Annotated in this window: 17 protein-coding genes; 6 read left to right on the top strand and 11 right to left on the bottom strand. The window is 60.6% G+C overall.

What is annotated here, in order from left to right; translation table 11 throughout:
* Positions 1 to 27 precede the first annotated feature (27 nt).
* A complete protein-coding gene (locus AC50YL_RS27625; RefSeq protein ID WP_494836230.1) occupies positions 28 to 426 on the top strand; it encodes a VOC family protein in 399 nt (132 codons plus the stop codon).
* A 105-nt stretch (positions 427 to 531) separates the two neighbouring features.
* Positions 532 to 1,497 carry a type I phosphomannose isomerase catalytic subunit gene (locus AC50YL_RS27620; RefSeq protein ID WP_494836229.1) on the top strand — a complete coding sequence of 322 codons (966 nt, stop codon included), beginning with the start codon at positions 532 to 534 and terminating at the stop codon, positions 1,495 to 1,497.
* 94 nt (positions 1,498 to 1,591) lie between these two features.
* On the opposite strand, the gene AC50YL_RS27615 is transcribed toward AC50YL_RS27620, so the two are convergent.
* The 3 genes from AC50YL_RS27615 to AC50YL_RS27605 all read right to left on the bottom strand — a co-directional run bounded on the left by AC50YL_RS27615 (position 1,592) and on the right by AC50YL_RS27605 (position 4,923).
* Entirely contained in the window at positions 1,592 to 2,482 is an 891-nt protein-coding gene (locus AC50YL_RS27615; RefSeq protein WP_494836228.1) for a DUF8832 domain-containing protein, read from the bottom strand.
* Between the two features lie 4 nt (positions 2,483 to 2,486).
* Positions 2,487 to 3,551, bottom strand: coding sequence for a hypothetical protein (locus tag AC50YL_RS27610; protein ID WP_494836227.1), 1,065 nt, complete (start codon positions 3,549 to 3,551; stop codon positions 2,487 to 2,489).
* 121 nt (positions 3,552 to 3,672) lie between these two features.
* Complete coding sequence (locus AC50YL_RS27605) at positions 3,673 to 4,923, bottom strand: glycosyltransferase family 39 protein (protein ID WP_494836225.1); 1,251 nt, start codon at positions 4,921 to 4,923, stop codon at positions 3,673 to 3,675.
* Positions 4,924 to 5,065: 142 nt separating this feature from the next.
* Between AC50YL_RS27605 and AC50YL_RS27600 the strand changes: the two genes are divergently transcribed.
* The 3 genes from AC50YL_RS27600 to AC50YL_RS27590 all read left to right on the top strand — a co-directional run bounded on the left by AC50YL_RS27600 (position 5,066) and on the right by AC50YL_RS27590 (position 6,601).
* A complete protein-coding gene (locus AC50YL_RS27600) occupies positions 5,066 to 5,773 on the top strand; it encodes a glycosyltransferase family 2 protein (protein WP_494836224.1) in 708 nt (235 codons plus the stop codon).
* Between the two features lie 97 nt (positions 5,774 to 5,870).
* Positions 5,871 to 6,233 carry a DUF2304 domain-containing protein gene (locus AC50YL_RS27595; RefSeq protein WP_494836222.1) on the top strand — a complete coding sequence of 121 codons (363 nt, stop codon included), beginning with the start codon at positions 5,871 to 5,873 and terminating at the stop codon, positions 6,231 to 6,233.
* Positions 6,230 to 6,601, top strand: a complete 372-nt coding sequence (locus tag AC50YL_RS27590; protein WP_494836220.1) for an EamA family transporter — start codon at positions 6,230 to 6,232, stop codon at positions 6,599 to 6,601. The genes AC50YL_RS27595 and AC50YL_RS27590 overlap by 4 nt, the downstream gene beginning before the upstream one ends.
* 119 nt (positions 6,602 to 6,720) lie before the next feature.
* On the opposite strand, the gene AC50YL_RS27585 is transcribed toward AC50YL_RS27590, so the two are convergent.
* The gene (locus tag AC50YL_RS27585) at positions 6,721 to 7,452 is read right to left on the bottom strand and encodes a DsbA family oxidoreductase (protein WP_494836219.1); all 732 of its coding nucleotides are present in this window, start codon (positions 7,450 to 7,452) and stop codon (positions 6,721 to 6,723) included.
* A gap of 162 nt (positions 7,453 to 7,614) precedes the next feature.
* Here AC50YL_RS27585 and AC50YL_RS27580 point away from each other — a divergent pair, with 162 nt between their 5' ends.
* Complete coding sequence (locus AC50YL_RS27580; protein ID WP_494836217.1) at positions 7,615 to 8,202, top strand: DUF1349 domain-containing protein; 588 nt, start codon at positions 7,615 to 7,617, stop codon at positions 8,200 to 8,202.
* A gap of 185 nt (positions 8,203 to 8,387) precedes the next feature.
* Here the strand turns inward: AC50YL_RS27580 and AC50YL_RS27575 are convergent, their stop codons facing one another.
* The 7 genes from AC50YL_RS27575 to AC50YL_RS27545 all read right to left on the bottom strand — a co-directional run bounded on the left by AC50YL_RS27575 (position 8,388) and on the right by AC50YL_RS27545 (position 25,443).
* Positions 8,388 to 10,505 (bottom strand): hypothetical protein, encoded by a 2,118-nt coding sequence (locus AC50YL_RS27575; RefSeq protein WP_494836216.1) that lies wholly within the window; start codon positions 10,503 to 10,505, stop codon positions 8,388 to 8,390.
* Positions 10,506 to 10,540: 35 nt separating this feature from the next.
* The gene (locus tag AC50YL_RS27570; protein WP_494836215.1) at positions 10,541 to 11,878 is read right to left on the bottom strand and encodes a glycoside hydrolase family 140 protein; all 1,338 of its coding nucleotides are present in this window, start codon (positions 11,876 to 11,878) and stop codon (positions 10,541 to 10,543) included.
* 172 nt (positions 11,879 to 12,050) lie between these two features.
* Entirely contained in the window at positions 12,051 to 14,486 is a 2,436-nt protein-coding gene (locus AC50YL_RS27565) for a glucosidase family protein (protein ID WP_494836214.1), read from the bottom strand.
* Positions 14,483 to 16,177, bottom strand: coding sequence for a glycoside hydrolase family 140 protein (locus AC50YL_RS27560; protein WP_494836213.1), 1,695 nt, complete (start codon positions 16,175 to 16,177; stop codon positions 14,483 to 14,485). The genes AC50YL_RS27565 and AC50YL_RS27560 overlap by 4 nt, the downstream gene beginning before the upstream one ends.
* A gap of 192 nt (positions 16,178 to 16,369) precedes the next feature.
* Positions 16,370 to 22,060 (bottom strand): S-layer homology domain-containing protein, encoded by a 5,691-nt coding sequence (locus AC50YL_RS27555; protein WP_494836212.1) that lies wholly within the window; start codon positions 22,058 to 22,060, stop codon positions 16,370 to 16,372.
* A 202-nt stretch (positions 22,061 to 22,262) separates the two neighbouring features.
* The gene (locus tag AC50YL_RS27550) at positions 22,263 to 24,248 is read right to left on the bottom strand and encodes a type 2 periplasmic-binding domain-containing protein (protein ID WP_494836211.1); all 1,986 of its coding nucleotides are present in this window, start codon (positions 24,246 to 24,248) and stop codon (positions 22,263 to 22,265) included.
* 292 nt (positions 24,249 to 24,540) lie between these two features.
* The gene (locus AC50YL_RS27545) at positions 24,541 to 25,443 is read right to left on the bottom strand and encodes a carbohydrate ABC transporter permease (RefSeq protein WP_494836210.1); all 903 of its coding nucleotides are present in this window, start codon (positions 25,441 to 25,443) and stop codon (positions 24,541 to 24,543) included.
* Positions 25,444 to 25,452 lie beyond the last annotated feature (9 nt).

Genomic DNA, 25,452 nt, shown 5'->3' with positions numbered 1-25,452 from the left:
GTATACTACTTTAAGGAGGAATTATTCATGGCAGTTCGCAAATTGGAGCATGTCGGCATCATGGTGACGAACATGGAAACATCGATCAAGTTTTACACGGAGGTCGTCGGCCTCAAGTATCTCTATTCCTTGACGCATACGGACGGCATCATCCTGATGGCCTTCCTCACGGGTACCGACGGCGAGGAGAGCGAGATCGAGCTTATCCAAAACTATTCCGGCCAGCTGGCGCCCGAAGGCAGAACGCATCATGTCGCGTTCACGGTCGACGACGTGGAGGCGGAATTCGCCCGCTTGAACGGCCTGGAAGGCGTCACCGTTCGCGACGCGGCGATCACGACGCTGCCGAACGGCGCGCGCTACTTCTTCTTCGAAGGACCGGACCGCGAATTCCTGGAAATGTTCCAGCCTGCCAACCGGCAATAAGCCTGCGCGACGATTTGCGTCATAGCGTTTTGCATCGTATCAGGGTTAGAACTACGCGCCTTCCATATTAAATAGAGACAATTCACGATTAGAGGAGAGAAATCCATGACTCAAGCTTATCCGCTGCAATTCAAACCTGAAATGAAAGAACGCATCTGGGGCGGCCGCGCGCTGGAGCAATTCGGACTCGAGCTGCCGGACGGCGCCATCGGCGAAGGCTGGATGATCGGCGATCATCCCAACGGCACGACCAAGGTCATGAACGGCAGCCTCGCCGGACTTGGCCTCGACGAAATCCGCGAGCAATACGGACGCGAGTTCTTCGGCACGAAAGGCTATGTCGAGAACGGCCGCTTCCCGCTCCTGATCAAGCTGCTGGACTGCAACGACGACCTGTCCATCCAAGTGCATCCGACCGATTCGTACGAGAAGCTCCCGAAGGGCGAGCTCGGCAAAACCGAAATGTGGTACATCCTGGCCGCCGAGCCCGGCGCCAAAATCATCTACGGGCTCAAGGAAGGCGTTGACCGTCCGGCGCTCGCCGCCGCCATCGAGGAAGGCCGCGTCATGGACTGCCTTCAGGAAGTTCCCGTCGAAGCCGGCGATGCGTTCTACATCCCGGCCGGCACCGTGCACGCCCTGTGCGCTGGCGTCGTCGTGGCCGAAATTCAGCAGAACTCCGATACGACGTACCGGGTGTTCGATTACAACCGTCCGGGACTGGACGGCAAGCTCCGCGAGCTGCACGTCGAGGATTCCCTCAACGTCACCGCGTACGAAGGCGCCGGCGCAAGCCGCATGAAGACGGACGGCATCGATGGCAACGAATGGCTCGCGATCGCGGAATCGCCGTATTTCATCGTGGAGAAGGGCCTCGTGCGCGCGCCTTGGAAGCTGACGACGACGCCGGAGTCCTTCGTGATCCTCGTCATCGCCGAAGGCAACGGCACGCTGAGCTGGGACGGCGGCAAGCAGGACGTCAAGGCAGGCGAATGCTTCTTGCTTCCGGCAAGCCTAGGCGGCTACGCGCTCGACGGCCATCTAACCGTGCTCCGCAGCGTAACGCCATAAGCATGGCGCGCGCCATGCGTCCATAACGACTTCAGCAAAAAACGACATCCCCGGAACCGGCGGATGTCGTTTTTTGTCGTTCCTTAAATGCACGCTAGGCGCCTTGGACGTTGACGACGAACGGCGCCGTATAGACGCGCCCCTCGTACTGAAACTGCGCCCAGAGCTTATACACGCCCGCCTTCGGAAACGCCGCATGGAACATGACGCTGGAGCCGGTGCTCATCTCGCTGACGGCATGAACATGCAGGTATTGCTGCGCGTTCTCGTCCAAAATGACGCAATGCCCCGCCGTGCCGAGATACGGCTCCAACACGATCCGTTCGCCCGTGTCCGCTTTCCTTAGCACGAAATCCAGCATGATCATCCCGCCGGCCTTCAGCTCGCTCAGCTCCGGCATCGCGGACAGCTTGATCTCGATGCCATCCACGATGACGCTTGGGAAAGCATCCGGCTTCAGCTTCGCGGCCTCGGGCTCTTCCCCGCCAACGTCGATCCACGTTTTGTAGACGGTAAGCCCTTTTCCGTCCGGCATGAATTCGGATACGAGCAGGAACGGTCCGCCGTGGGGAAACGTCAGCTTCACCCCGAAACGCCCTTCGCCTTCGTACACGGGATGGAGATGCTGAAAATCCGCCAGGTCCTTGCTGACGACGATAAAATGCATCAGCTTCGTCATGTCTTCCGCGAAGTCGTCGACCGGTTGGCCGGAAGGGTCAAGCACCTGCAGCGCCAACGAAATTTCCTTGCCGCCTTCGGGCCGGCCGTCCTCGTCCGTGCCTTCCGCTTCCACCGTGACCCGATAGCCCCGGTCGGATACGTTGGCCATTTGTCCGGCCTGCTGGAGATAATGGAGCAGGCCTTTCGTGGGCGGATGAACGTCCACGCCGGCCATCGTCGCGCTCCCGCAGCCGCTTAGTAACAACACCGCCGCGAGCAGGCATACGGCGTATCCCGCTCGTCGGTTCCCCGTCGCGATCCTCATGGCATTATCTCCCGACCGGCGATTTCTGCGCCGCGAGCAGTTGCAGGCCCATCGACAGCAGCGTCGCTTCGACGATCGATCCCGCCCACAGCTCCGTCTCCCAGCCGATGCCGTCCGAGATCGCCATCCACGCATAGTAAAAGCTCCACAGCGCGATCGGCACCGCGGCCGCGATGATTCGTTCGGCGGCGACCGATGCGCGCCCCTCTCCGTTCCGCAGCGCACGATAAAGGATATCGCCGATCAAACCGGCCGCAAGCGCGACGAAGATCGACGGATAGTTCTGGAAGCCGTCCAGCACGTTCATCATGACCGTGATCAGCGTGAAATGGAGCGTGATGGCGCCGAGCGGCAGCTGCCACCGCTTCATGAGCAGGAATACCGGAAACATATATACTAGGGTATCGATCAAAATATAGGATAGTCCGCGCATCTCGTTGTTTTCGGCAATGAGGCCGCCGCCGAATTGGCCCGCATACCAGTCTACGGTCGACGAGGCGGGCAAATTGTAGCGGAACATCCAGGCGTACATAAGAAAGAAGCTTACGGCGCCGGTCGTGATGACGAGCGAGAGAAATGCCGGCGTGAACATCGCCCAATCGGGTTTGGTCAGAGCGGCATCGTGCCAGCTTGCCCTGAACGGACTGGACAGGATGAGGAGCGCGCCGAGCAGCAGGACCAAATGGGTCGGACTCAGCAGCGCCGCGGTGTTCTGCTCGATGCCGAATACGGTATGCCAATACATATCGCCGAGACCGCCAAGCAGAAAGACGACCACGCCGATCAGTCCGAGGCCGTAGCCGACCGGCGCGGATTCCCGCCAGGTCGCGCCCGTTGCGATCTTCGACTGCCGGAGCAGCCAGCCCATCCAAGCCGCCGAAGCCAAGAAACCCGAATACAAAATCGCATGCCAGGGGGTGAAGAACGTCTCCACGACGCCGTGATTGTGCGCAAACCCGTCCACGAACACGCCGCCGATGAGCCAAATGCCGAAAACGATCGTGACGTATTCCTTGCCCGTGGCCAAACGTACCGCCGGAAGTTCGACTTTCGATAACGAAACCTGCATCCTTATTCGCCTCCTTAGGATTTGGATCGCCCATTGTTTTGCCTTGCTTCACGGACTAATCATAGCCGCTTCATACAAATATTGTAACTAGGCGCAGCATAATAAAAAAGAGGCCGCCGAATCATTCGGCAACCTCTTCCTTTCCGCGCAGCACGCCGCTCGCTTCCAAGATCGATACGATGGCAAACGCGGCGAAGATCGATAACAGGCACATCAGCGGATAACCATAGCGCCCGAAGGTAATAAATGGTAGATGTATGAACCAATAGTAGAGAAACGGCAGCAGGATGAACAGCGCCGGCCGAAATCGTCTCCGCACGACCGTAAGGACGATGCCGGCGAAGCCGATCAGCACGTAGAGCCAGTGCACGACGTTGATCGCCGGACGCGGCAGTCCGGGGACGGGCTTGGAGTAGAACGGATTAATGAACAGCTCGATCGATTTGCCTACCGTGAACCAATAGGTGTACGCCAGGGTCTGATGCTTAAAGCCGTAGGCGATCAGGCGCTGCGCCGTCCGCTTCTGCTCGGCGTCGTACCCGGCGAACAGGTTGTTGCTGTCTCCCTGGTATTCCGGGTATTGGTCGAAGAAGCCCTGCGGCGGCGCGGCCCGCTTGATCAGCGCGCCAAGCAGCATCGGATTGCCCGTGGACTTGGTAAACGGAATAAATTCGTGAAAGTCGTTGTAGTTGCGAACCCACCAGGGCGTGAGCAGCAGCATGCTGCACGCGCCGACGATCGCCGTGTACTTGACGATCTCCTTCCAGCTGTAGCGGCGCATCAGCCACAGGACGAGCAGGCAAACGGGGATCAGCGCGCATTGCGGCTTCACGTAGCAAGCCAGCCCCAGCATGATGCCGGCAAAAACGTACGCGCCCGCCGTTCGCCGCTTCACCGCGTAAATAAAACTGGAAATAAGCAACAAAAACAGCACTTTGAACGTCGATTCGGTTAGAATCGCTCCCGAGGCGAACAAATTCGGTATGTACAGCGCATCCAGCAGCACAGCCGCCACGGCTACCCGCCTCCCCAGCGTTTCCCGGGCCAGGATGAAGATCAAGTAGATCGAAGCCGCCTGCATCAGGCATTGCAGTAGACGGAAGCCCATAACGGCCGCGTCGCGGTCCAGAAACGAAACAAAGCCGCTCAGAAGCACGGGAATGGCCGGCATGATGAAGTTCGTCGGCTGCAGACCGCTGTTGTACACGAGCGTGCCCTGCTCGACCAGCACCTGCGCGGAATACACGTACTTGACGTCGTCGTTGTCGCGTTTCTCGTAAGAGCCGAGCAGAAAATGGTCCCCAAGCCAAAGCACGATCACGGCATGTACCAGAAAAACGGCCGCCATAAGCACCCATACGAACGTCCTCATGCGGGAGGTCTCCGAGCGTAATGAAAACAAGAGTTCTGCTCCTTTCCAAATAACTGGTTTTTCAGCCTTGTTTTCTATTATACTATATAAGATTTGGTAGGAAGCAACCTCCGCACGGAAAGACGGGAAAGAAGGATACGCAATGAAACAGCAGCACCGCAGCAGCGAGATTCTGGTCATCATTCCGGCCTACAACGAAGAAGCGACATTGGCCAAGACCGTGAATGAATTGAAGCGGCACACGTCCTACGATTTCGTCGTCATCGACGACGGCTCCAAGGACCGCACGCCGGACATTATACGCGACGAAGGGTTTCCTTCGCTGCGCCACGCCGTAAACCTCGGTATCGGCGGCTCCATGCAGAGCGGATACAAGTACGCCGACCGCGGCGGCTACGCATACGCGATTCAGCTGGACGCGGACGGCCAGCACCGGCCCGAGGACATCGCGAAGCTGGTGGACGAAATCAAGGCTCACGGTTGGGACATGGTCATCGGCTCGCGCTTCGTCGCGAAAAGCAGCTACAGGGGCAGTCTGTCCCGTCGGCTCGGAATCTTCTATTTCCACCAGCTGATCCGGCTGCTGACGGGCATTCCCGTGCATGACCCGACGTCGGGTTTCCGCATCGTGGGACGGGCGGCGATCGAACAGTTCGCCCGCAGCTACCCGACGGACTATCCGGAGGTCGAGGTGCTCGTCAGTTTGTCCAAACACGGCTTCCGGATCAAAGAGATCAGCGTCGAGATGCGCGGCCGCCAAGGCGGAACGTCGTCCATCAACTGGTCCAAGTCGCTCTATTACATGCTGAAGGTCACGATGTTCTCGCTCATCCGCAAAAGCTTTTCCTAGACGCGGATGCCCGCAGCTCCGGATTTTAGCGTCCATTAGCAACCAATTAGCATACAATCACCATTCATCAGCATTCAATCGAAAGGGAAGTTAAGCCATGAACCAGCTTGTCGCAATCTTGATTACGCTCTTCTTCCTCGGGCTGATCGTCTACTTCACGGTAACGCAAAAGCTGAAGGACCGGTATGCGTTCCTCTGGCTCGTGACCGCTTCCGCCGGCGTGCTGGCCGCCGCGTGCATCCCGCTGCTCAACCGGTTCGCGGTGTGGATCGGCATCGCCTATATGCCGACTTTCGTGTTTCTCGTGACGATCATCTTCATCCTCGCGCTGCTCGTGCGCCAGACGATCAGCTTGTCCAAGCAATCCGACCGGATCAAGACCTTGACCCAGGAGTTTGCCGTCATGGAGAAACGGCTGCTGGAGCTCGGCCATGCGGTGGAAGGACGCGAGACCACATGAACCTCGTCCAATTCCTGCTCATCCTGGCGAATACGCTCATGCTCGTGACGGGACAGTTTCTGTGGAAATACGGGCTCCTGCAGCGGGACAAGCCGTTCGAATCCTTGCGCGCCATTATCGAGCTGATGTTCTCGCCCTATATTCTCGGCGGACTCTTCATCTACGGCTGCGCGACCGTTCTCTGGCTCTTCATCGTGTCCAAGGTCGACCTTGGCTTGGCCTATCCGATCCAGAGCCTGGCCTACGTCATCTCCATCGTCGGGGCGTACTACCTGTTCGGCGAGTCGCTCTCCGGGCTGAAGATCGCGGGCTGCCTGCTCATTCTGGCCGGGGTCGCCTGCATCGGCCTGTCCGCCAGGTACGCGTAATAGAAGCGCCAAAAAACAAAAATTAAGCACGAGCAAGCGAAGACGCCGCCGCAAAGAGCGGACTCGCTTGTTCGTGCTTTTTGGTTAACAGGACGGCATTCGCCGCTCGCGCGGCCGTCTCATTGCTCCGGCTCGCTGATGCCGCAGCTGTCGTCCGTGCAGACTTGCCCGGTGTTGCTTTCGGTCGAGGAGGGGTCGATGAAAATCAACGGCTTCTCCTCCGCCCAGGTTCTGTTCAACACGTCCAGGAATACCTCGCTCGACTGCGCGCCGGCCACCGCGTACCGGCGGTTGATGACATAGAACGGCACGCCGTTCGCGCCGAGCATGGACGCTTCATGGCATTCCGCTTCCACTTCGGCCTTGAATTCGTCGCTGCCCAGCACCGCTTCGGCTTCCTTCGGATCGAGGCCGATCTCCGCCGCGATGCCGGTCAGCGTGTCGATTTCCCCGATATGCTTGGCGTCGGTGAAATACGCTTTGAACAGCAGCTCCGCCGCTTCCGTCCGTTTGCCGTAGCGCCCCGCGAAATGAATAAGCCGGTGCGCGTCCAGCGAATTCGCCGGAATCGCGTGCTCGAAATTGTACGTCAGCCCGAGCTCGGCGGCCTGATTCACGAGATTCTCGTGCATGCTGACCGACTGCTCCCGGCTGATGCCGTATTTCTCGGAGACCAAGCCGTAGGCGTCATGCTTCGGATGCTTCTCGGCGGCCGGGTTCAGCTGAAAGCTTTTGTACTCGATCTCGATTTCCTCTTTATGCGCGAACTTCTCGAGTCCCGCTTCGAACCGGCGCTTCCCGATGTAGCAGAACGGGCAAGCGATGTCGGACCATACCTCTACCTTCATCATCGCACTCTCCATGGTCAGATTAAACGTCGTTGACTGTATTATACCGTCAACTTTCCGGCAGGTCGAATGTTCCGGCACGCAATTTCGGCCGTTGGCAGGAGTAAGCGTTTGCAGGGAGAATGTATAGTTCCGACACCCGTGAATCCGAGGAGGAAAAGGACGATGACGAAGAATCTATTCAGTCAAGCGGCCAGGCACGCGTTGACTTGGACCAACGAGCCTGAGCGATGGGGTTACACGGACGACGGAGGACTCTTGGTGCAGGCTCCGCCCAAGGCCGATTACTACCGGGACCCCGCCGGAAAACATATCGCCCGCTCGGCGCCGTTCCTGCGGTTGCCCGCGGGCGAATCCTTCGTGCTGACGACCCGGGTTAGCGCGGAGATGAAGCACCGTTACGATTCGGCCTGCCTCATGGTGCTGGCCGACGACCGAAATTGGGCAAAGCTGTGCTTCGAGCACAACGGACGTTACCCGACGATCGTGTCCGTCGTGACGAAGGACGGTTCCTCCGACGACTGCAACTCCGAGCGCGTCGACGTCGAGAAGCCGTATCTGCGCATAACCCGGGCGGATGCCTGCATCTCGTTCCATTACTCGACGAACGGAGAAGATTGGGAGCTGATTCGTTACTTCGGCATGCGGCTGCCCGCCGAATGCCAAGCCGGCGTCGTCGCGCAATCGCCGCAAGGAACGGGCTGCGCGGTCGCATTCGATTTTCTGACGCTGACGGCGTCGCCCTCGAGCTAGATCCACGAACCCGCGACGAATGCCTGCCCCCGGAACAAGTGCGTGGTCGCGTTTCGATTTCAGACGCTGAGCTTCGCCATCGAGCTGAATTCATGCGCGAAGCCGCCTTCGCTCTAAAACGCCCTCCGCTCGTAAGCGCCAAAAAGCCGGTTGCACAAGAGGCAACCGGCTTTTCGTCTGTTCCTTTACAGAACCGCGTATGGCACCTGCCGGCCGTTCACTTCGATGATGCAGCCGGCTTCGGCTATCACTTCCGTCAATTCGCTTCCTCGGAACCGGAATCCCGCCAGCGTGCCGTTGCGGATCGCAATGTCGTTGCCTTTGAACGCGAAGGTCTCGTTCAATCCGGCCTCCCAGCGGCCCGTCAGCGTCAGGATCGCAAGGTCGCCGTCGACCGACGTCTTCGCGATCGCGTTCTCCGACAAGTCGAGCTCGCGGTACGCGTCTAGACCGCTCAGGAACGCGTCGAAATAAGCGGTCAGCGGCATCTCGAACGCGTAGAACTCCACGTTGCCATAGCGCGCGCCGAGGAGGTCCCCTCCATGCAAGAGGCAGCTCTCCGCGCCCTGCGGCGTCAGCGGATAGCAGCGCATGTCGATTTTGCTCTTCGTGAACCAGATGTCCCACGCCACGTAATCGTAGTCGCCCTCGTACGGTTTGCCGGTCTGCGCCTCTCCGCACCGAACGCCCGTCAGCGCTTCGAATTCCCCGCGAATATCGCGTCCGTCGACGGTGCACCGTGCCGGCGGGCCGATGAAAACCAACCGGCGGCCGGACGCCGCATAGTCCTTGATCGCCTGCCAGGTCGATTCCGGCATCATGGCGGGCCACAGCACCACCAGCGCCTCGTACCTCGTCAGGTCGTTCTCGGTGGACGGAACGACGTCGATCTCGACATGGCGCCGCATGCATTTGTCCAGCAGCGCTTTCATGCCGAGTCGGTGGTAATGCATGTATTCCTCGTTGAAGCAGGCCACGGATTCCCACAGATACATCATCGCGACCTTCGGCTTGCTCCGCGCTTGGCCGATGAATTGCTGGAACGCCTTTTGCCGGCGCAGGACAAGCTTCGTATCCGTCCAAGTGCCGTGATCGGGATAGCCTGGGCCGTACGGTCCGACGTAGCCGTAGGCATGTCCGACCCAGCGCACGTTGCGGACCGCCAGCAGTCGCTGATAATAATCGAGCTTCTCCCGCGTCGTATGGCGATCCCAGCACATGTTGTACGCGCGGCCGGTCCGCGAATATTTGCCGAGCGATTCGGCCAGCATCGTCATCGAAAGCATCGTGCGCTCGGCGTCGAACTGGGCATCGACGAAGCCGCCGCTCAAATTGTCCGTCAGCCGGAAATAGTCGATGCTGCCGGCCCACAAGTCGCCGGAGTTCCCCTCGCCCCACCAGGTGCTGTGAAATCCGCCGAACAATTCGGTCCCGTAACGCGCCTCGTACCGGTCCTTCACGTACTGCTGCAGCCCGTAGGTCAGGTCGATCGTCAGCCGGTAATAATCGTGCCGCAATTTGCCCGCGGATTCCGATGCGGCTTCGTTCTTCAGGAGATACAGCTTATCCATGAAATCATAGCCGTGCTTCTCGCGGAACGCGCGCAGAAAATCGCCGCCGACCAAATACACGTCGTCGCTCGACCGGCTGCCCGCGCCGAACTCGTCGATCGCGTAACCGTCCAGCGGCAGGCCTTCGTACTGCGCCAGGAAGGAATCGACCGATTCTTTCATCCCCGCGAAGGCAAAATCCATATAATCCGTCTGATACGCCGCATAGACGAGAATTTCCCCGTCTTGGTCATGCGTGCCGGAGATCGTCGTCACGATTCCCATATCGATGTCGTAAGCGATCTGCGCCGTGATGTCCGTCGCCCGCGCGATCGCGCCGCTGCCGTCCCTGTCGATGCGGAAGGCTTTCGCGATCCCGCTGAGCTTGGGCTCCGTGCGCATGAAGCCGACGCCGGGAATGCGCTTCATCTCGAGCGCGAACCGCCCGTCGACTACCTTCCCCCGGTGCTCGGCCGTCCAGACCTGCCTCGCCTCCGGATGCCGCTTGACGATATTCGGACCGAGCATCGGCATGATCATCAGGAAGCGGATGCCATGCTTCTTCGTTTCTTCCGCCACGATTCGCATCGCGGCCTTTCCCTGCGGGTCGTATTCATCATAAATGCTGTTGCGGAACTCCACGCATACCGTATCGAAGCCTTTATCGCGAATATCCGCCACGGCATGGCGGATCCGTTCGTGGTCCATCGTAAAGCTGGTGTCCAGCAGCAGCATGATGGGTGCCGAGTGCATATGCGTTATCCCCCTCTCGCGAATTCATCGCCCGGTTACCTTCGAATAATGAGGAGCGCGTCCTGCGGATAAGGCGAAACGGCGCTGAATACGCCGCCTTGGACGACGCCCGCCGCTGCTCGCCGCCCGCTCTCCGGCTCCCACCAGTACGCGGACGCGGCGGCATGCCAGGTGAATACGTCAAGCCGAATCTCCGCCTGCTCGGGCAAGTAGGCCAGCAATAATCCGCGATCAGCCGACGCCGCGATGGACACCTCGAACGGATGCTCGCTCAGCAGCAGTTCCGGCGACGGCACCAGCGCGTGCCACGGCAGCGTCGTCAACAACCGCTTCATCTCTGCCGCGTCGCGCGCGCCCGGAAGCTCCAGCGCTTCCCGCCAGGAAATATCCGGCTCCTGCTGCCGCGTTTGACCCGGTTGCTGCGCCTGCGCCCTTTCGACCGAACCGGCAGCGTCGTCCCTGACCCAGTTCCAGATGCCTCCCGCGCCGTACGTGATCCCGGTAAGCGAGCCTTCCAGCACGCTTCGCCAGCACGCGTAACGGATGGCGCGGCGGCCGAATTTCTTCTCCCTGCGGCTGAGCGAAGGATGCTCGTAGCACGGCTCCGCGTTCAGCACCGGCTTCGGCGGCCGTCGATTCCATTCCTCGCGGATCAGCGCGAGTCTCGGCTCCTGCTTGAAGTAATGGCCGGTTTGCACCATGTTGAAGTCAAGCCAGCCGGCCCCGTGATACGGCGCTCCCGACGTGTGCACGGGATGGGTCGTAATCAGCCTGCCCCGGCGGTCCGCTTCCTTCAGCGCCGTGCCGACCGCATCGTAGAAGGCCGCCACCCCGTCGCCCAAGAAGTCGTCGTCGCCGCTCACGATCCAAACGACGTTGCGCGCGCCGAGCTTCGCGGCCAGATACCGGGCATACCGCACGGCCTGCGCCACGGTCATGCCGGGATGGCCGGGAATGACGTCGGGCCTCGATCCAGGCACATGCTCGAACCAGAGCACGACGAGGGCGACGAGCATGCCTTTGCCGTTCGCGTAATCGATCATGTCCGTCAGAAAATCGAAATAGTCTTCCCGGATGGCGTCATAATCCCAATTGAAAATTCTCCCGTCCCCGCTGCGCGCATCCTTCAGCGCGAACGGCAGCCGATCCTCGAAGATCGGCTGGCTCGCATCGTGCTGGGGCAGCGCGTTCAGCTGGATCGCGTTGAAGCCCTGCCCGGCTCTCGCGTCGACGTACGTCGTCCACTCCTCCCGGGTTGCGCGCCCGGAGCAAGCCCATGCGGTGTCGCCGAGCCAGAATACGGGCTGTCCGTCGCCGTTGCGAAAGCTTCTCCCGTCGGAAGCGATCTGCAAATATCCCGTCATGTCCGACATGGGCGCAGCGCCTCCTTCGACATGAACGGGTTCATGGCTTCATCGGTTCGATGGAACGCGGCTTCGCATGTCCGGCCGCGAACCCTATGCGTTCGTTCGCCCCAGTCGCGTCTCGTCCGGATTGCCTGCAGCCGAAGCTTCATCCGCGACCGAATCCGCGGCCCTAGCACGCTCACTCGATCTCCAACGTTTCGCCGCGTCCCGCGGACAGCGCGAGTTCGACGACGGCCATGCCCGCAGCCGCATCGTATCGGACCTCGACCTCCCTGCCCCCGATCCGGACCGCGGGCTTGCGCGCGGCCGCCAGCTTCAGCCGGCTCGTGCCCGCGCCTTCGATCCGGGCGCGAATGACGCCGTCCTCGCGGCTGTATTCCGAGAGGTCAAGCCCGTAGCCCGAGACAATGGCTACCGGATAAGGCGGCGCCTTCACGCGATGCACCGCGACCGTGGAATGCGCGCGGCCGCTCGCGATATCCGCCGGCAGTTTGTTCGTCGCCCGGACGGTCTGACCGTCGATCTCGATCCGCTCCACGTAGGGACCGGAGCCGCGCATCTCGATATCGAACCGTTTATTGCGGTGATGCAAGCCGCTCAGCGTCATTTCTTCTCCGTCGTAGGGATAGAAGGTCAGTCCTCCCGCTTCCAGACCGACGCCGACCACGCCATGCACGAGCGCCTGGTACCAGCCGCGCATGGAATAGGCATGCCACGTGCCCCGCTCGCTGTTCCACCGGTCGACATCCGGTTCGTCCGTGTCGATGTAACAAGAGATGCCTTCCGGGCAGGTCAGCATGTTCGTCCAATAGCTCACCCAGCCGATCCACTGCTCGATCAGCTCCGGCCTGTTTCCGCCGTTGATGAGCTGCATGTAATACTCGCCGGTCACCGGCCACCAGCAGTGCAGCTGGTTGGCATCCATGTCGAACGCGTCCGACCAGACCGGAATTTCCCGCAAGCCCGCCTTGCACACGATATGCCGCTCGAAGAAAGCGAGGCTGTCCGCTTTGATCGGATCCATGAGCTCGCTCAAGTAGTGGTTTTCCCATTTGACCGCGTTGGCGTTGAACGAATTCCGCTTCCGCAGCGTCTTGGAATCGACGGAGCTGACGACGAATCCTTTCTCCTCGTCGTAGAAGAGCGGCAGAAAGTGCTTCTCGATGCCCGCGAATACGGCCTTCGCCTTGTCCCTCATCGGTCCGTCGCCGACGAGCTCCGCCAAATACTCCATCGAACGCGCCGCGCAGTAGAAGATCGTATTGTTCAAGCTGCTGATATCGCTCGTGCCCGTCTCGTGCATGAAGGCCGGGAAATCCGGAAACAGCGACGCCGCCTCGCAAAACCCCGTTCCCTGCACCTCCCGCGTCAGGATAAGCTCGAAGATCCGCTTGGCGAACGCGTACCGCGCGCCGATCTCCGCTTTGTCTCCGGTCGCGGCATAGTACTGATGCAGCAGGGAAATGTACATGCTCTGCGCGGGGAGAGCGCTCACGCTGTTCAAGGACATGTCGTGCCGAAAGCTGTGGGCGACGCCCCATGCCGGGTCGGCCGTCTCCTCGTAGAATCGGAGCATCTCCTGCATGAACCCGCGATCGCCCCAATAGAAGGACGCGTAATTGCTCGTCAACCCGTCCCAGCCCCACACCCAATATTGCTTGTTTTTCGCTTTGACCGCGCCCGGAACGTCCGTCACCTTGCAGGATTCGTGATACAGCGGGATCAGGCCGACGAAGTCGTTGAGCGCCCGGTAAGGGCTGTTCAGCACGGGGCTTGCCTCGCGCACGCGCTCGTAGCGCGCGAACTGCTTGGCCACGGCTTGCTCCATCCCGGCCGCCAATCGTTCGATCGCGCGCTTCACGCCCGCTTCGGCCGGACGAATCGCGATGATGAAGCTGTAGGTGCGATCCGGTTCCAAGTCCGCCGCGCTAAGCAGGATGAACTTCGCGTTCAACGCCCGTTTGACGGCCTGAAGCGGGAAAGTAGCCCCGATGCCGACATGCGTCTGAACGGGCGAATCGTCGAGCGCCGCGCCGACATCCGGATTGTTGATATTGACGTCCTCCGGATGTCCGCCCTGCCGCATGGACGGCGTCTCGACGAAGGAGCCGAGCAGCGCGTTGTCCGATTCCCGGAACGCCCAATCCCGCCAGCTGCGCGCCATGCCGCCGGCACCGTAGCGGAAATCCTGCGCATCCGCCGGAATCAGGCCGAAATCCTCGTAAAACTCCAATTTGTAGCGATACGAATCCGCCAGGTCCGCCGGCGTCGTCAACTGCAGCACGATCGTCTCCTCGACCGCGAGAATGCGGTGCCGCAGCGTCGCGCCTTCCACCCGGCATTCCGATTCGATGCCGAACGGCCACAGCTCCGATGGCCCGTAAGCCAGCTTATGCGTCACGCCTTCTCGCTGCACGTAATGCCGGAAGCCGTCCCACAGCCGCTGCAGAAACATCGTATTGCTCCCCCGCGCCGCCGCCGGGCTGTGATAGTCCACCTGCGTGATCGCGTTCTCGTTCAATTGGAAGGCCAACCGGCTGTCCGCGAACCACCGCGGCGATTCCGGTATTCCGTTGTCGCTGCGTATAACTCCCCTGTCGACGGTATGCGTCATGCTTCGCTCTCCTCCGGTACGCGCGTCAAGCGCAAGATCCAATCTTCCGCGTCCGGGGTGAACGCCCGCCACATGCGCCCGCCGCCGTAGCCATGGTATTCGCCGGCCGCCGCCAGCCATTCCCCCGTTCTCGGATTAAACCACTGCCCCGCGTATGCTTCGCCCTTGGCCTGCGCGCCTATGATCATCACCATGACGGGCACGGGCGCCGTTCCCCCGGTGCAATAGACGACGTACTCCCGCCGGAGGATCGCCGCGCAGTAGACGTTGCTCTCCATCGTCGTGCTCGCCCACTCCGGATGCGGCTCAAGCTCCTGCCAGCCAAGCGATTCCATCAGCGTCCGAACATGCTTCATTTGCTCGGATCCCGGCAAACGCAAATCGTCCGTCCAGCGGTCCGGCCGATCGTCGTCCGTCCACTTGTCGTGCTGCTCCCCGTCGAAGAACGACCAGATGCCGTGGGCGCCGTACGTCTGCCCGACGCATCCTTGCAGGAGCGGAACGTAGGTCGCGAAGCGGATATGCCGGTCGCCGATCCGGATGCCGTCGTCCAGCACGCGGTTCGGATGGTTTTCGTACCAGGATTCGCTCATGATCGCCGGCTTCGCGGGCTTCAGCCCGTAATCGAGATAGGGCAGCATCTCCATGAAGTTCTTGAACCCCAGCACATGCCCGATTTGAATGAGGTTGAAATCGTACCAGTCCTCGCCATGATAATGCCGGCTGGCGCTGTGGGGCGCGATGGAATGCACGGACGTCGGATGACCGTACGGGTCGCAGCGGTGAATCTCCTGCCCGAGCTCGCGCCATCCTTGCACGTCGCCGGTGAAGAGGTATTCGCCCGCCGGCGACCACAGGACGTTGAACGCCGCGTAACGCGCCACCAAGTAACGGAGGTAGCGCTTGGCGCCTTCCACCCGGAGCGCCTGAAGCTCTTGGCCCCACATCCCCATCAGGCACGGCACGAAGCCCTTGTCCGTCATGAGGCGGATACGCGAGTCCAGATGGACGAAGTAAGCCGGATTGATGAGGCCGTACCGCTCCGCGTACGGAGCGCCGCCTTCGTTGAGGAAGAAGGCCGGGTCGTAATTCACGTAGCCGCTGCTCGCTTCGCCGGACGAATCGGCCGCCGGATGCCCGGCAACCAGTTGGATGACGGTGAAGCCCTTCCCCTTCCGGTCGTCCAAATAAACGGGAAGCGCTTTCTCCACGTCGCAGCGAAGCGTGTTCGCGGCCCAAAGCGTATCCCCCAGCCAATAGAACGGCTTGCCGTCCGCGTACTCGAAATACCGCCCGGAGCCGTGAACGCGGACGAAGCCTCTCCGGTTCGGGTTCTCCCGCAGCTCCTTCTCCCGCCATTCGGAAGCCGTTACGCTGCCTTCCCGGCCATGCAGTCCGCCATCCGACGGCCGGGAGCAAACCGATCTATACCGCCATTCGCCCGCGCCGACCGGCGCGAAGCGCACCTTCCATTCTTGGCCCCCGTCCCAGAAACCCGGAACGCGCAGCCGTTCGCCGCGCTCGCCGATAAACTCCGCGTGCAGCTCGACGTCCAGAAACGGATTGGCGTAATTCGCCGCCGCATGGAAAGTCAATTCGGCAACCTCCCATACATGCGTCTCCATTCGTTCGTTCAATCGCTTCACCGTCCTCATCGTGAAATGAACCGCATCGCCTGCCGCCCCTCCCATTCTAGTGCAATCCCCTGCCTCGAAATAGTGAATATCCGGCTGTCTTATACGGCAATCCGGAAATGAAAACACAGCCGGCCGGACATGCCGGCTGGCTGTATGCGCTGCATGATTTACGTCGTGATCACGACTCTGGTCCGCAGCCGAGCGCTGCGGGCTGCGGACTGCCTGATAAAGCGCGATATTCCGGTGCTAGCGGTCGATTGCGGCCAATAACGCGGCCAGCGCGACGGCCGCTTGCGCCCTTGTCGCGGTGAGCCGAGGGCCGAACGAACCGTCCCCGAATCCGTGGATGAGGCCCAGTTCCGCGGCGGCGCGAACCGATTCGGCCGCCCATCCGCTGATGCCCGTTTCATCGCGGAACGCCTTGCCTTGCGCTGAGGAAGCTGGCTCCGGCACCCCATCTCCGAGCGCGTACAGGTACGCGGCCATCAGCATCTTCGCCATTTGCTCGCGGGTGATCATGGCATCCGGCCCGAACGTTTCGGTCGACGTCCCGGCGACGATGCCGGCTTCATAGGCGGCTTGCACGCTGCCCGCGTACCAGGCCGAAGCCGGCACGTCCGCGAACGTGCCCGTGTTCGCTGCCGCCGCAGGAAGCTTCAGCGCCCGCGCGAGCATCGAGACGAACTGCGCGCGCGTCACCGCCGCATTCGGCTCGAAGGCCTGCTCCGACACGCCCAGGAGAATCTGTTTTGCCGCCAGCGACTCGATGGCCGCCTGCGCCCAGTGGCCCTGAACGTCGCCGAACGTGATGCCGGACTCCAGCACCGCGTACCGGGAGAAGTGCGCCAGCTCCGCGGTTACCGTATGATCGTCCGCGAATTTGCCGCCGATATATTCCCACTGCTTCAAGGTTTCGTTATAGACATAAACGCCGGCTTTCCCGCTGTCCGTCACCTTGGCGGCGTCGATCGCGAAGCGAAGCTCGACCGGTCCGCCGAACGCATGGACCTCTTCCGTGCCGATCGTGAGCTTGAAATCGTACGAGGCCGATACTTGCCGCAGGCCGCCTGCAGACGGCGGATTACCAGATACCGTCCAGCTCAGCTTCACGGCATCGGCGCTCTTCGCTTCCAGCGCATCAGGGGAGAACTGCAGCGCGATACCGTTGCTTTGCACGATAATCGGCTTGCCGAGCTTCGCCGCCCGGGCGACGACTTCACCGCTCAGCACGACCTCGACCCGGTCGGTCGGTTCGGCCGACGAGGCATCGATGGTCAAGCTTCCGTTCGCGCCTTCCAATTGCTGCAGCAAGTAAGATTCAATCGTCTGCACGATCAAGGTGGTTGCCCCGCTGCCGTCCGTCGTCACCAGCTTGCCGCTTTGAACCGGCGTATATGGCGATGACGGCGGCGATGTCGGAGGATCAACCGGATCCGTCGGGTCCTGCGCGAATCGGATGTTGTCGATGTTGACCCGTCCGGTATCGCCCGCGTCCACCTTGTACAGTATCGTATTCTCCCCGGCGGACAACGTCAGCTTGCTGGTCCTGTAGCCCCATTCATCCCAGCTGCCCGTGCCCGGCAGGTAGATCTGCTTCGCTTTCGTTCCGTTCACGTAGACGCTGACGGTTCTCTCGTCCGCGTCCCCGTTGGCATAGCGCAGCGAGATATCCTTGGCGCCCGCGTTCGCCGCGTTCACCATGAAGGCGATGCCGTCGCCCGCTGCGCCGAGTCCGTCGACGAAGCCGTCGCCGGTATAGTCGAGATGGTCGTTGTTCGCTTTGGCTCCGCCCTCCAGCACGGCCGCTTCCGCTTCCAGCTTCGTTCCGGCCTCCGGCTCCCGATCCGCGTCGAACGGGACGCTGATGTGGTCGAGATTGACGGCGCCCGTGTCGCCTGCGTCCACTTTGTACGCGATCGTGTTCTCGCCCGCGTTCAGCGTCAGCTTCTCGGTGCGGTAGCCCCAGCCGTCCCAGCCGCCCGTGCCGATCAAGCGCGTCTGCTTCGCCTTCGTCCCGTTCACGTAAACGCTGATCGTGGCCGACGCCGCGTTCCCGTTGGCATACCGCAGCGCGACTTCCTTGGTGCCTCCGTCGTTCGTATTCACCGTGAACGTCGCCGCGGCTCCCTCGGTTCCCATGCCGCCCAAGAAGCCGGTACCGGTATAGCCGGCATGGTCGTCATTGATTGCGGCGCCGTTCGCCAGCTCGGCATCCTCGGCTTCATAAACGGTGCCCGGATCCGGCGCGGACTCGGGGTCCGGCTCCACCGTCGGCGGAGGCGTCGAAGGATCCGGCTGCGTCGACGGGGTCGGCTCATCCAAGGCGCCGCTCGTCGTCACGACGACCCGGTCGGCCGTCGCGAACGTTCCGGTCGAAAGCTCGTTCTTCCGGTCCGTCAATCGCACCTTCAACGTGTGGCTTCCGTCCGGCAGGCCCGGACTCGCATACAGCAGCGTATTGACCATGCGGTCCGCGCTGTAGCCGTCGATCATGTTCTCCGGTCCGCCGTCGATCGAGACGGCGACGATGCCGAACGAAGCGTTCTTCTCGCCGTACGCCTTCACCTGCGTGCCCGAGAAATTGACCTCGTAATAGTCGCCGGGCACATTGTCGTAATGGTCGGTGCCGTCATAGGCCAGCTCGTTCGCGCCCGCTCCCCAGCCCTCGCCGGCAAACGCGTATTGCAGCTCTTCCGTGCCGGTCGCCGCGTCGTCGACCGTCGTCGTTGCCGCAGGCGGCAGCTCGGCCGCGGTGACGACGACCCGGTCGGCCGTCGCGTAGAAGCCGCCGGACGCGGCGTTCTTCAGCCCGGTCACCCGTACCTTCAGCGTATGGCCGCCGAGCGCGAGCGCGTGGCTCGTATAAAGCAGCGTATCCGCTTTCCGTTCGGCGCTATAGGCGTCGATCAGCACCTCCGGCCCGCCGTCGACGGACGCCGCGATATAGCCGAAGCCGTTATTTTTCTCGCCGTACAGTTGAACCTGCGTGCCCGTGAACCGGACCTGATAGTAATCGCCCGCAGTGCCGCTGTAGTGGTCCGTCTGCTGGTATGCCAGCGGATTCGCGCTTCGGTTCCATGCCCCGACGAACTCGTACTGGTTCTCGTCCGTGCCGGTGTCCTCGTCGTCGACCGTCGCCTCGTCCCGGAGCGTGCTGCCGAGCGTAACGACCGCTTTATCGGCCGTGGTGTAGTTGTTGTCCGCGCTGGCGTTCTTGTCCCCCGTGATCCGGACCTTCACCGTATGGCTGCCGTGCGGCAATTCCGGACTCTGGTAGATCAGCGTATCCGGAACCTTCTCCGCGCTGTACAAGTCCGCCAACGTTTCGTCGCAGCCGTCCACGGAGATCGCCACGATCCCGAAGGAGGCGTTCCGCTCGCCGTAAACGCCGATGCCGGTTCCCGTGAATTTCACCTCGTAATAATCGTCGGCCTTGTTGTTGTAATGATCCGTCTGCAGATAGGCGGTAGGGCTCGCGCTTGTGTTCCAGCTGCCCGAGAACGCGTATTGCAGGTCGTCCGTGCCGGTGACGGCATCGTCGACGACCGCTTTGCCGGTGGTGACGACCACCCGGTCCGCCGTCGTATACGTATTGTCCGACAACTCGTTATGCGTGCCCGTCACTCTGACCTTGAGCGTGTGGCTGCCCTCGGGCAGGACGAGACTCGAATACAGCAGCGTATTGGCCTGCCTCGTCGGATTGTAGGCGTCTACCAGCGTCTCGGTTCCGCCATCGACGGAGATCGCGACGATCCCGAAGGACGCGTTCTTCTCGCCGTACACCTTGACCTGCGTGCCGGTAAACTTCACTTGGTAATAATCGTTCGCCGCATTGTCGTAATGGTCCGTCTCCATGTAGGCATCCGGGTTGGCGCTTTTGTTCCAGCTGCCCGCGAATTCGTATTGCAGCTCGCCCGTGCCCGTCTCGTCGTCGTCGACCGTCGCCGTGCCCAGCGCGGATTGGCCGGAAGAACCGTCCGGCGTCGGCTCAAGCGGCGGCTCGGTGGCATAGTAGTCCGGCTCCCAGCCGTCGGCCGTATAGCCCGCGACCCACTCGTCTCCGCCAAGCTCGTAGGCGCCGATATCCGGGGCCTCGCCTTGGTAGCCGTCCGTAACGCCTTCGATGACGCTGCCGGTATCGACGCCGGGGGAGTCCGGCAGCAGCCGGTATTTCAGTCCGCCGTGACCCTCGTTCACGAATTTGGGGTCCGTCTTCTGCTTGATGCCGTTCGTCGCGTTATCGACGGACAGAATCGTGTCGCGGAAGATGTTGTTCGTCGAGATGTCGATCGGCGGATTCTGATAGGTCAGATAGGATGCATACTGCATGGAACCGAAGGTATTGTTGTACGTGGTGAAAATCTTCGGCGGATCCACCGCCTCGTGCTGATTGTAATAATCGACCATGTTGTTCCACATGACGTTATGGTCGACCTGCGCGGGGCCGGAGCCTTGGTCGAGATAAACCCCGACTTGGATGCCTTCCCCGTCGGTCGGCGCCTTGCTGTCGTGGATCCAGTTATGGTGGATATGCGTGCCGGTCAGATCGGAGGAACGGGCCGAATAGATTCCGCCCATGTCGATGTTCGACAAGCCGTAATCGTACAGATCGTTGTAGCCGATCTCGACATGCCGCGTATTCGCGAGGTCGATGCTCGAGCGGCCCGTGCGATGAATCGAGTTGTGCAGGATGGACTGGTTGGCCGTATTCGGCACCGGCGCGATGCCGCTCGCGTACGTTCCGTCGTAGCCGACATCGTGGACCAGATTGTTGATCGCGCTGTTGCCCGCTCCGAGCACGATGCCCGAACCGGAGCCGTACGCGACGACACTGTTACGGATGCTGCTCCCCGGTCCGATCAGCCGGATGCCGGTCTCGTCCGTATGCACGTAGTTCAAGTCGCCGCCAGGCAAGGTCACGCTCTGATTAATGTATTTGGCTTGCAGGCCGTCGATCGCGATGTTCTCGCTGTTCGCGTTCGTGACCAGCGATGCCGCCTGGACATGGATATCGTGGATCGCGATGTTGGACTTGTCGTTCAAGTCGAACGCGTAGTTGCGCTTCTTCACCTCGACGTTCGCCGGGCTGTTCCCGTCCGGCGCCCACAGGTACAGCTTGGCGCCGTCGTAGAACCATTCCTTCGGACTATCGAGCGCCCCGAGCTTCCCGGTGAGGTAGTAATACTGCCGGAACTTGGGATCCGTGACCGCCTTGACGAGCGTAATCTGCGATCCGGAGCTCGCCGTGATGGCCGAGGTTTGCGCGATGAACCAGCCGGTGATCCAGATCTGGCCGCCGCCCCATCCCCCGTCGATCGCGGGGATGCCGGCATCCGTCAGGTTCATGCTCTGGCCCCCGGACTGCCAGGTGCCCGCCGATGCTTCCCGCCAGTCCGCGCGGTTCAGCAGGTCGTCGGCGTTCGAGACGTTGGGCCAGCGGGCTTCGATCATCATGCTGCCGTCCACGAACACTTGATTCGCCATCAGCGTGCCGTTGTCCGTCATATGGTCGTTGTAGCCGGTGACGGGAAGCGAAATCGTCTTCTCGTAAATGTTTCCTTGATAGACGGACCAGCCGCCGTCCGCGGCATCCGCGCCGCTGATCGTCACGACGGCGTCTCCGTCCGGCTCGTAGACGATCGGATGATCGGCGCTGCCGGAGTTGGCCGGCTTGACGGTCTCGCGATACGTGCCGCCGCGGATATGGACGGTATCGCCGGCGACCGCCGCCTCGGCGGCTTTCTGAATCGTCGCGAACGGCGCCTCGGCCGTGCCCGGATTGTTGTCCGAGGCATTGTCCCCGCCGACGTAGTAGCCGGGTTCGGCCGCCAGCGCGCGCTGGGCGGGAGCGATATGCGGCATGACGAGCGTCGATGCCAGCAGCAGCGCGCTTGCGATCCTCGGCATTTTGTTCCTGGACTTCAGCATTGTGAACATTCTCGTACCTCCCGAAGATAATCGAAATTAAAATAAACCACGGGCGCTCTCGCCCTCATCTCTCGCCCTCACGCAGCCGAAGCAGCCCGCAAGCGCGACTCGGCACTCCCGCAGATCGAAAAAAGGCAAAATTTTTCCCTGGCTTTACATGAAAGTGACTTCATCTAAAACCAGGGAATGCGGATTCTTGGCAGCTTGACGGTTATTTCAAGAAGGCTTCGTTGCCCTTCAGGAAGTAGTCGTTCACTTCTTGGAGCGATTCCGGCGTCGCGCCGTTCTTCACCGCGATGTCGCTGAAGTTTTTCCACAGCTCTTCGAACTGCGCGTCGTCCTTGGCGGCCATCGTCTTCGTGAGCGCCTTCTCGAAGGCGTCCCTGCCCTTCCAGAACTTATCCATGCTCGGCACCGGGCCGAAGAAGTTCCAAATCGCCGGATCGACGGCGAGCGTCGTGGCGATATCCGCCACCGAATTGCCCGGCAGGTTAGCCGGAGTGAAGAAGCTCAGCGCGTCCGCGGCGGATCTGACCCGCACGTAATCATAGCCTGGCGTTACGTTAGAACCGCCCCACATAAACGTCGGGTACGGCGGCCATTGCTTCGACGAGGACGCGAGCCTGGTGTTGTTCAGGTTGTATTTGTTGTTCGCTCCGTTGTCCTTGTTGTAGACCATGGCATCTTCGAGTTCCTTGTCCTTGAATACGCGCTTGCCGTCCTTCTCTTCGAAGAGGCCTGCGCTTTTTGGACCCCATGTGTACATTTTCTCGCCGACTTCGGAGACCATGTAATCCAGGTAACGAACGATTTGCGGCAGATCCTCTTCTTTCACTTTGTCCTTGAAGATGAGGATGTTCAGGTTGTTGCCGGCCGATCCGGTAGGCGAGATGAACTTATCGGTTTGAACCGGCGAATCCAGCCACAGCTTGCGGTAGCGGAAATTTTTGCCGGCCGCCTTCAGTACGCTTTCGTCCGGCGTATCGAACAGGTACGCGACCGCGTATTGCCCGTTGTTCAGCTTCTCCGTGTGCGTCGCTTGATTCTCGAGCAGCGATTTGGGATCCATGACCTTGTCGCGGACGAGCTTGTTGAATTCCTGCAAGGACTGCTTGAAGAACGGCTGCTGGAACATGAATGCCACTTTTTTCGTCGTTTTGTCGTAATACGTGAAGTAGTTGTTGTTGGCCGGCAGGCGGTTGATGTTCGTCAGCAGCATCGTGAGCGCGCTCCAGTTGTCCCCGCCGCCGAAGGCGTACGTGGTTTCGACCGGCTTGCCGTTCTCCTTGATATCGTCCTTCTTGATCATCGCCTGCATGTCATAGAGGAATTTGTAGAAATCCTCTTTGGTTTTGACCGGCACGTCGTAGAGGTCTTCCCGGGTGAATTTGCCGTTCTGCATGTAGAGCGCGTCGATCTCGTCCTGCGTCTTGGCTGCCGGGTACAGCTTCTTCAGCAGATCGTCCCGTATCCAGATAAAGCCGTCCTGGCTGCCCAGGGGATTCGGGCTGACGAACGAAGGATCGAGCACCTTCAAGGTGTTATCCGGATCGCCGAGCTGCAGCGGGAATGCATAGGTTTTGCCGTCCAGATGCTCGGAGGTGATCGTATCCTCGACTTTCGACAGCTTATCGAGCGGCATGCGCTTCGCCAGATTCGGCGCGTATTTCTGAATCACGTCGGTCAGATCGTAGACCTTGCCGGCTTTGATCAATTCGCCCAGCTGCGTGACGGAGGAGTTCATGACGATGTCCGGCCAATCGTTCGCCGCGTTCAGCATGCCCATCTTCACGTTCAGATCCTGGCCGCCGTTGTCGAAGGAATTCTCCTGGTCGATCACGACGCCGGTTACCCGCTTGGCTTCCGGGTTCACGACGTCCTGCTCCGCCGCATGGTGCTCCGGATCGCCCGTGCCGTGCGCATACCACATTTTCAATTTCAGCTGCTTCCCTTTCCAATCCGGGAAGTCCGAGCTGTCCGTCACCTTGTCGTACATGTCGTAATAAAATTGCTCCGTCGCTGCTGCGTTATCTTGTGCCGCAGCATTGTCGGCCGCGGCCGCGCCGTCGTTCTTGGGGGTATTCGCGCCGGCGTCGTTCGCCGGGGCATTGTTATTGTTCGAGCAGCCTGCCAGCACGGCGACGGACAAGGCCGCCGTCAGCGAAAGGCGCACGCCTATGGATAATCGCTTTTTCACGGAAATTCCTCCCTGAATTCTCTCTCGCATGCGAAATAAATCTAGAATACGCTTGCAGGACTATGCGATAATGAATGTGTTTCAACCCAAGAGAACATATGAGGGAGTTCGGCGGGCTAGTAGGTTTGGCGACAGATTAGCCGGTTGGCACTCTCAACTATGTTCTTTTTTCATGCTTTCCCTTGACAACCCCTCGAACCGCCGTTTCAAATTCATGCCCCCGCTTGCGCGGCTTAGAACGATAAGCCTCACCTCCCCCAATCGGCCGGATGCCGCGGTCGCATCCGCCAAGCTATTCTTTCACCGCCCCCATCGTAATTCCTTTTACGAAATACTTCTGCAGGAACGGATACACGACGACGATGGGAATCGTCGTGATGATGATGTTGGCGGCGCGGATGGCCGCCGGCGTCATCTGCTGCGCGGTGCCGGTCGAGCCCGCGGTGCCCATTCGGATCGCTTCCTCCATCAGTTTGGTGACGCGCTCGCCTTCCCTCAAAATCTGCATGAGAATGTATTGGAGCGTATACAAATGCTTGTCGGTGATGAAATACAGCGTCGTCGTCCAGTCGTTCCAATGCCCCACCGCGCTCCACAGCGCAAGCACGGCGATAATCGGCATCGACAGCGGCACGTAGATTCGCAGCATGATCGCGAATTCGTTGGCGCCGTCGATGCGGGCCGATTCGCCGAGGCTTCCCGGGATGCTGTACAGATAAGAACGGATGATGACCATGTTGTACAAACTGAACGACACCGGCAGCACGTACACCAGGAAGCTGTTGAGCATATGCATTTTCGAGAAGAGCAGATACTGCGGGATGAGCCCGCCGTTAAAATACATGGGAATCATCAGGAAGAGCAGGACGAGCGCCTTGCCCTTGAAATCCTTGATCGTGAACGCATACGCGCACATGTACTGCACGACCAGCGCGATGATCGTGCCGATCACGACTCGCAGTACCGAGACGCCCGCCGCTTGGATGACGTCTTTGTTTTGCAGCAGCACCCTGAAATTGTCGAGCGTGAACACCCGCGGCCAGAACGTGATGCCGCCGAACTGGGAATCCATCGCGTCGTTCAAGGCTACCGCGAGCACGTTCACGTACGGGAAGATCATCGCGACGACGAGCAGGAACAGGAGGCCGGCATTGCCGTATTTAAAGAGCTTGTAAGCACGGGATTCGTAATTCATCGCTTCCTC

Source organism: Paenibacillus sp. J22P277 (assembly GCF_059383675.1).
The sequence above is the reverse complement of the archived record's forward strand: the minus strand, read 5'-3'. Positions and strand labels throughout refer to the sequence as shown.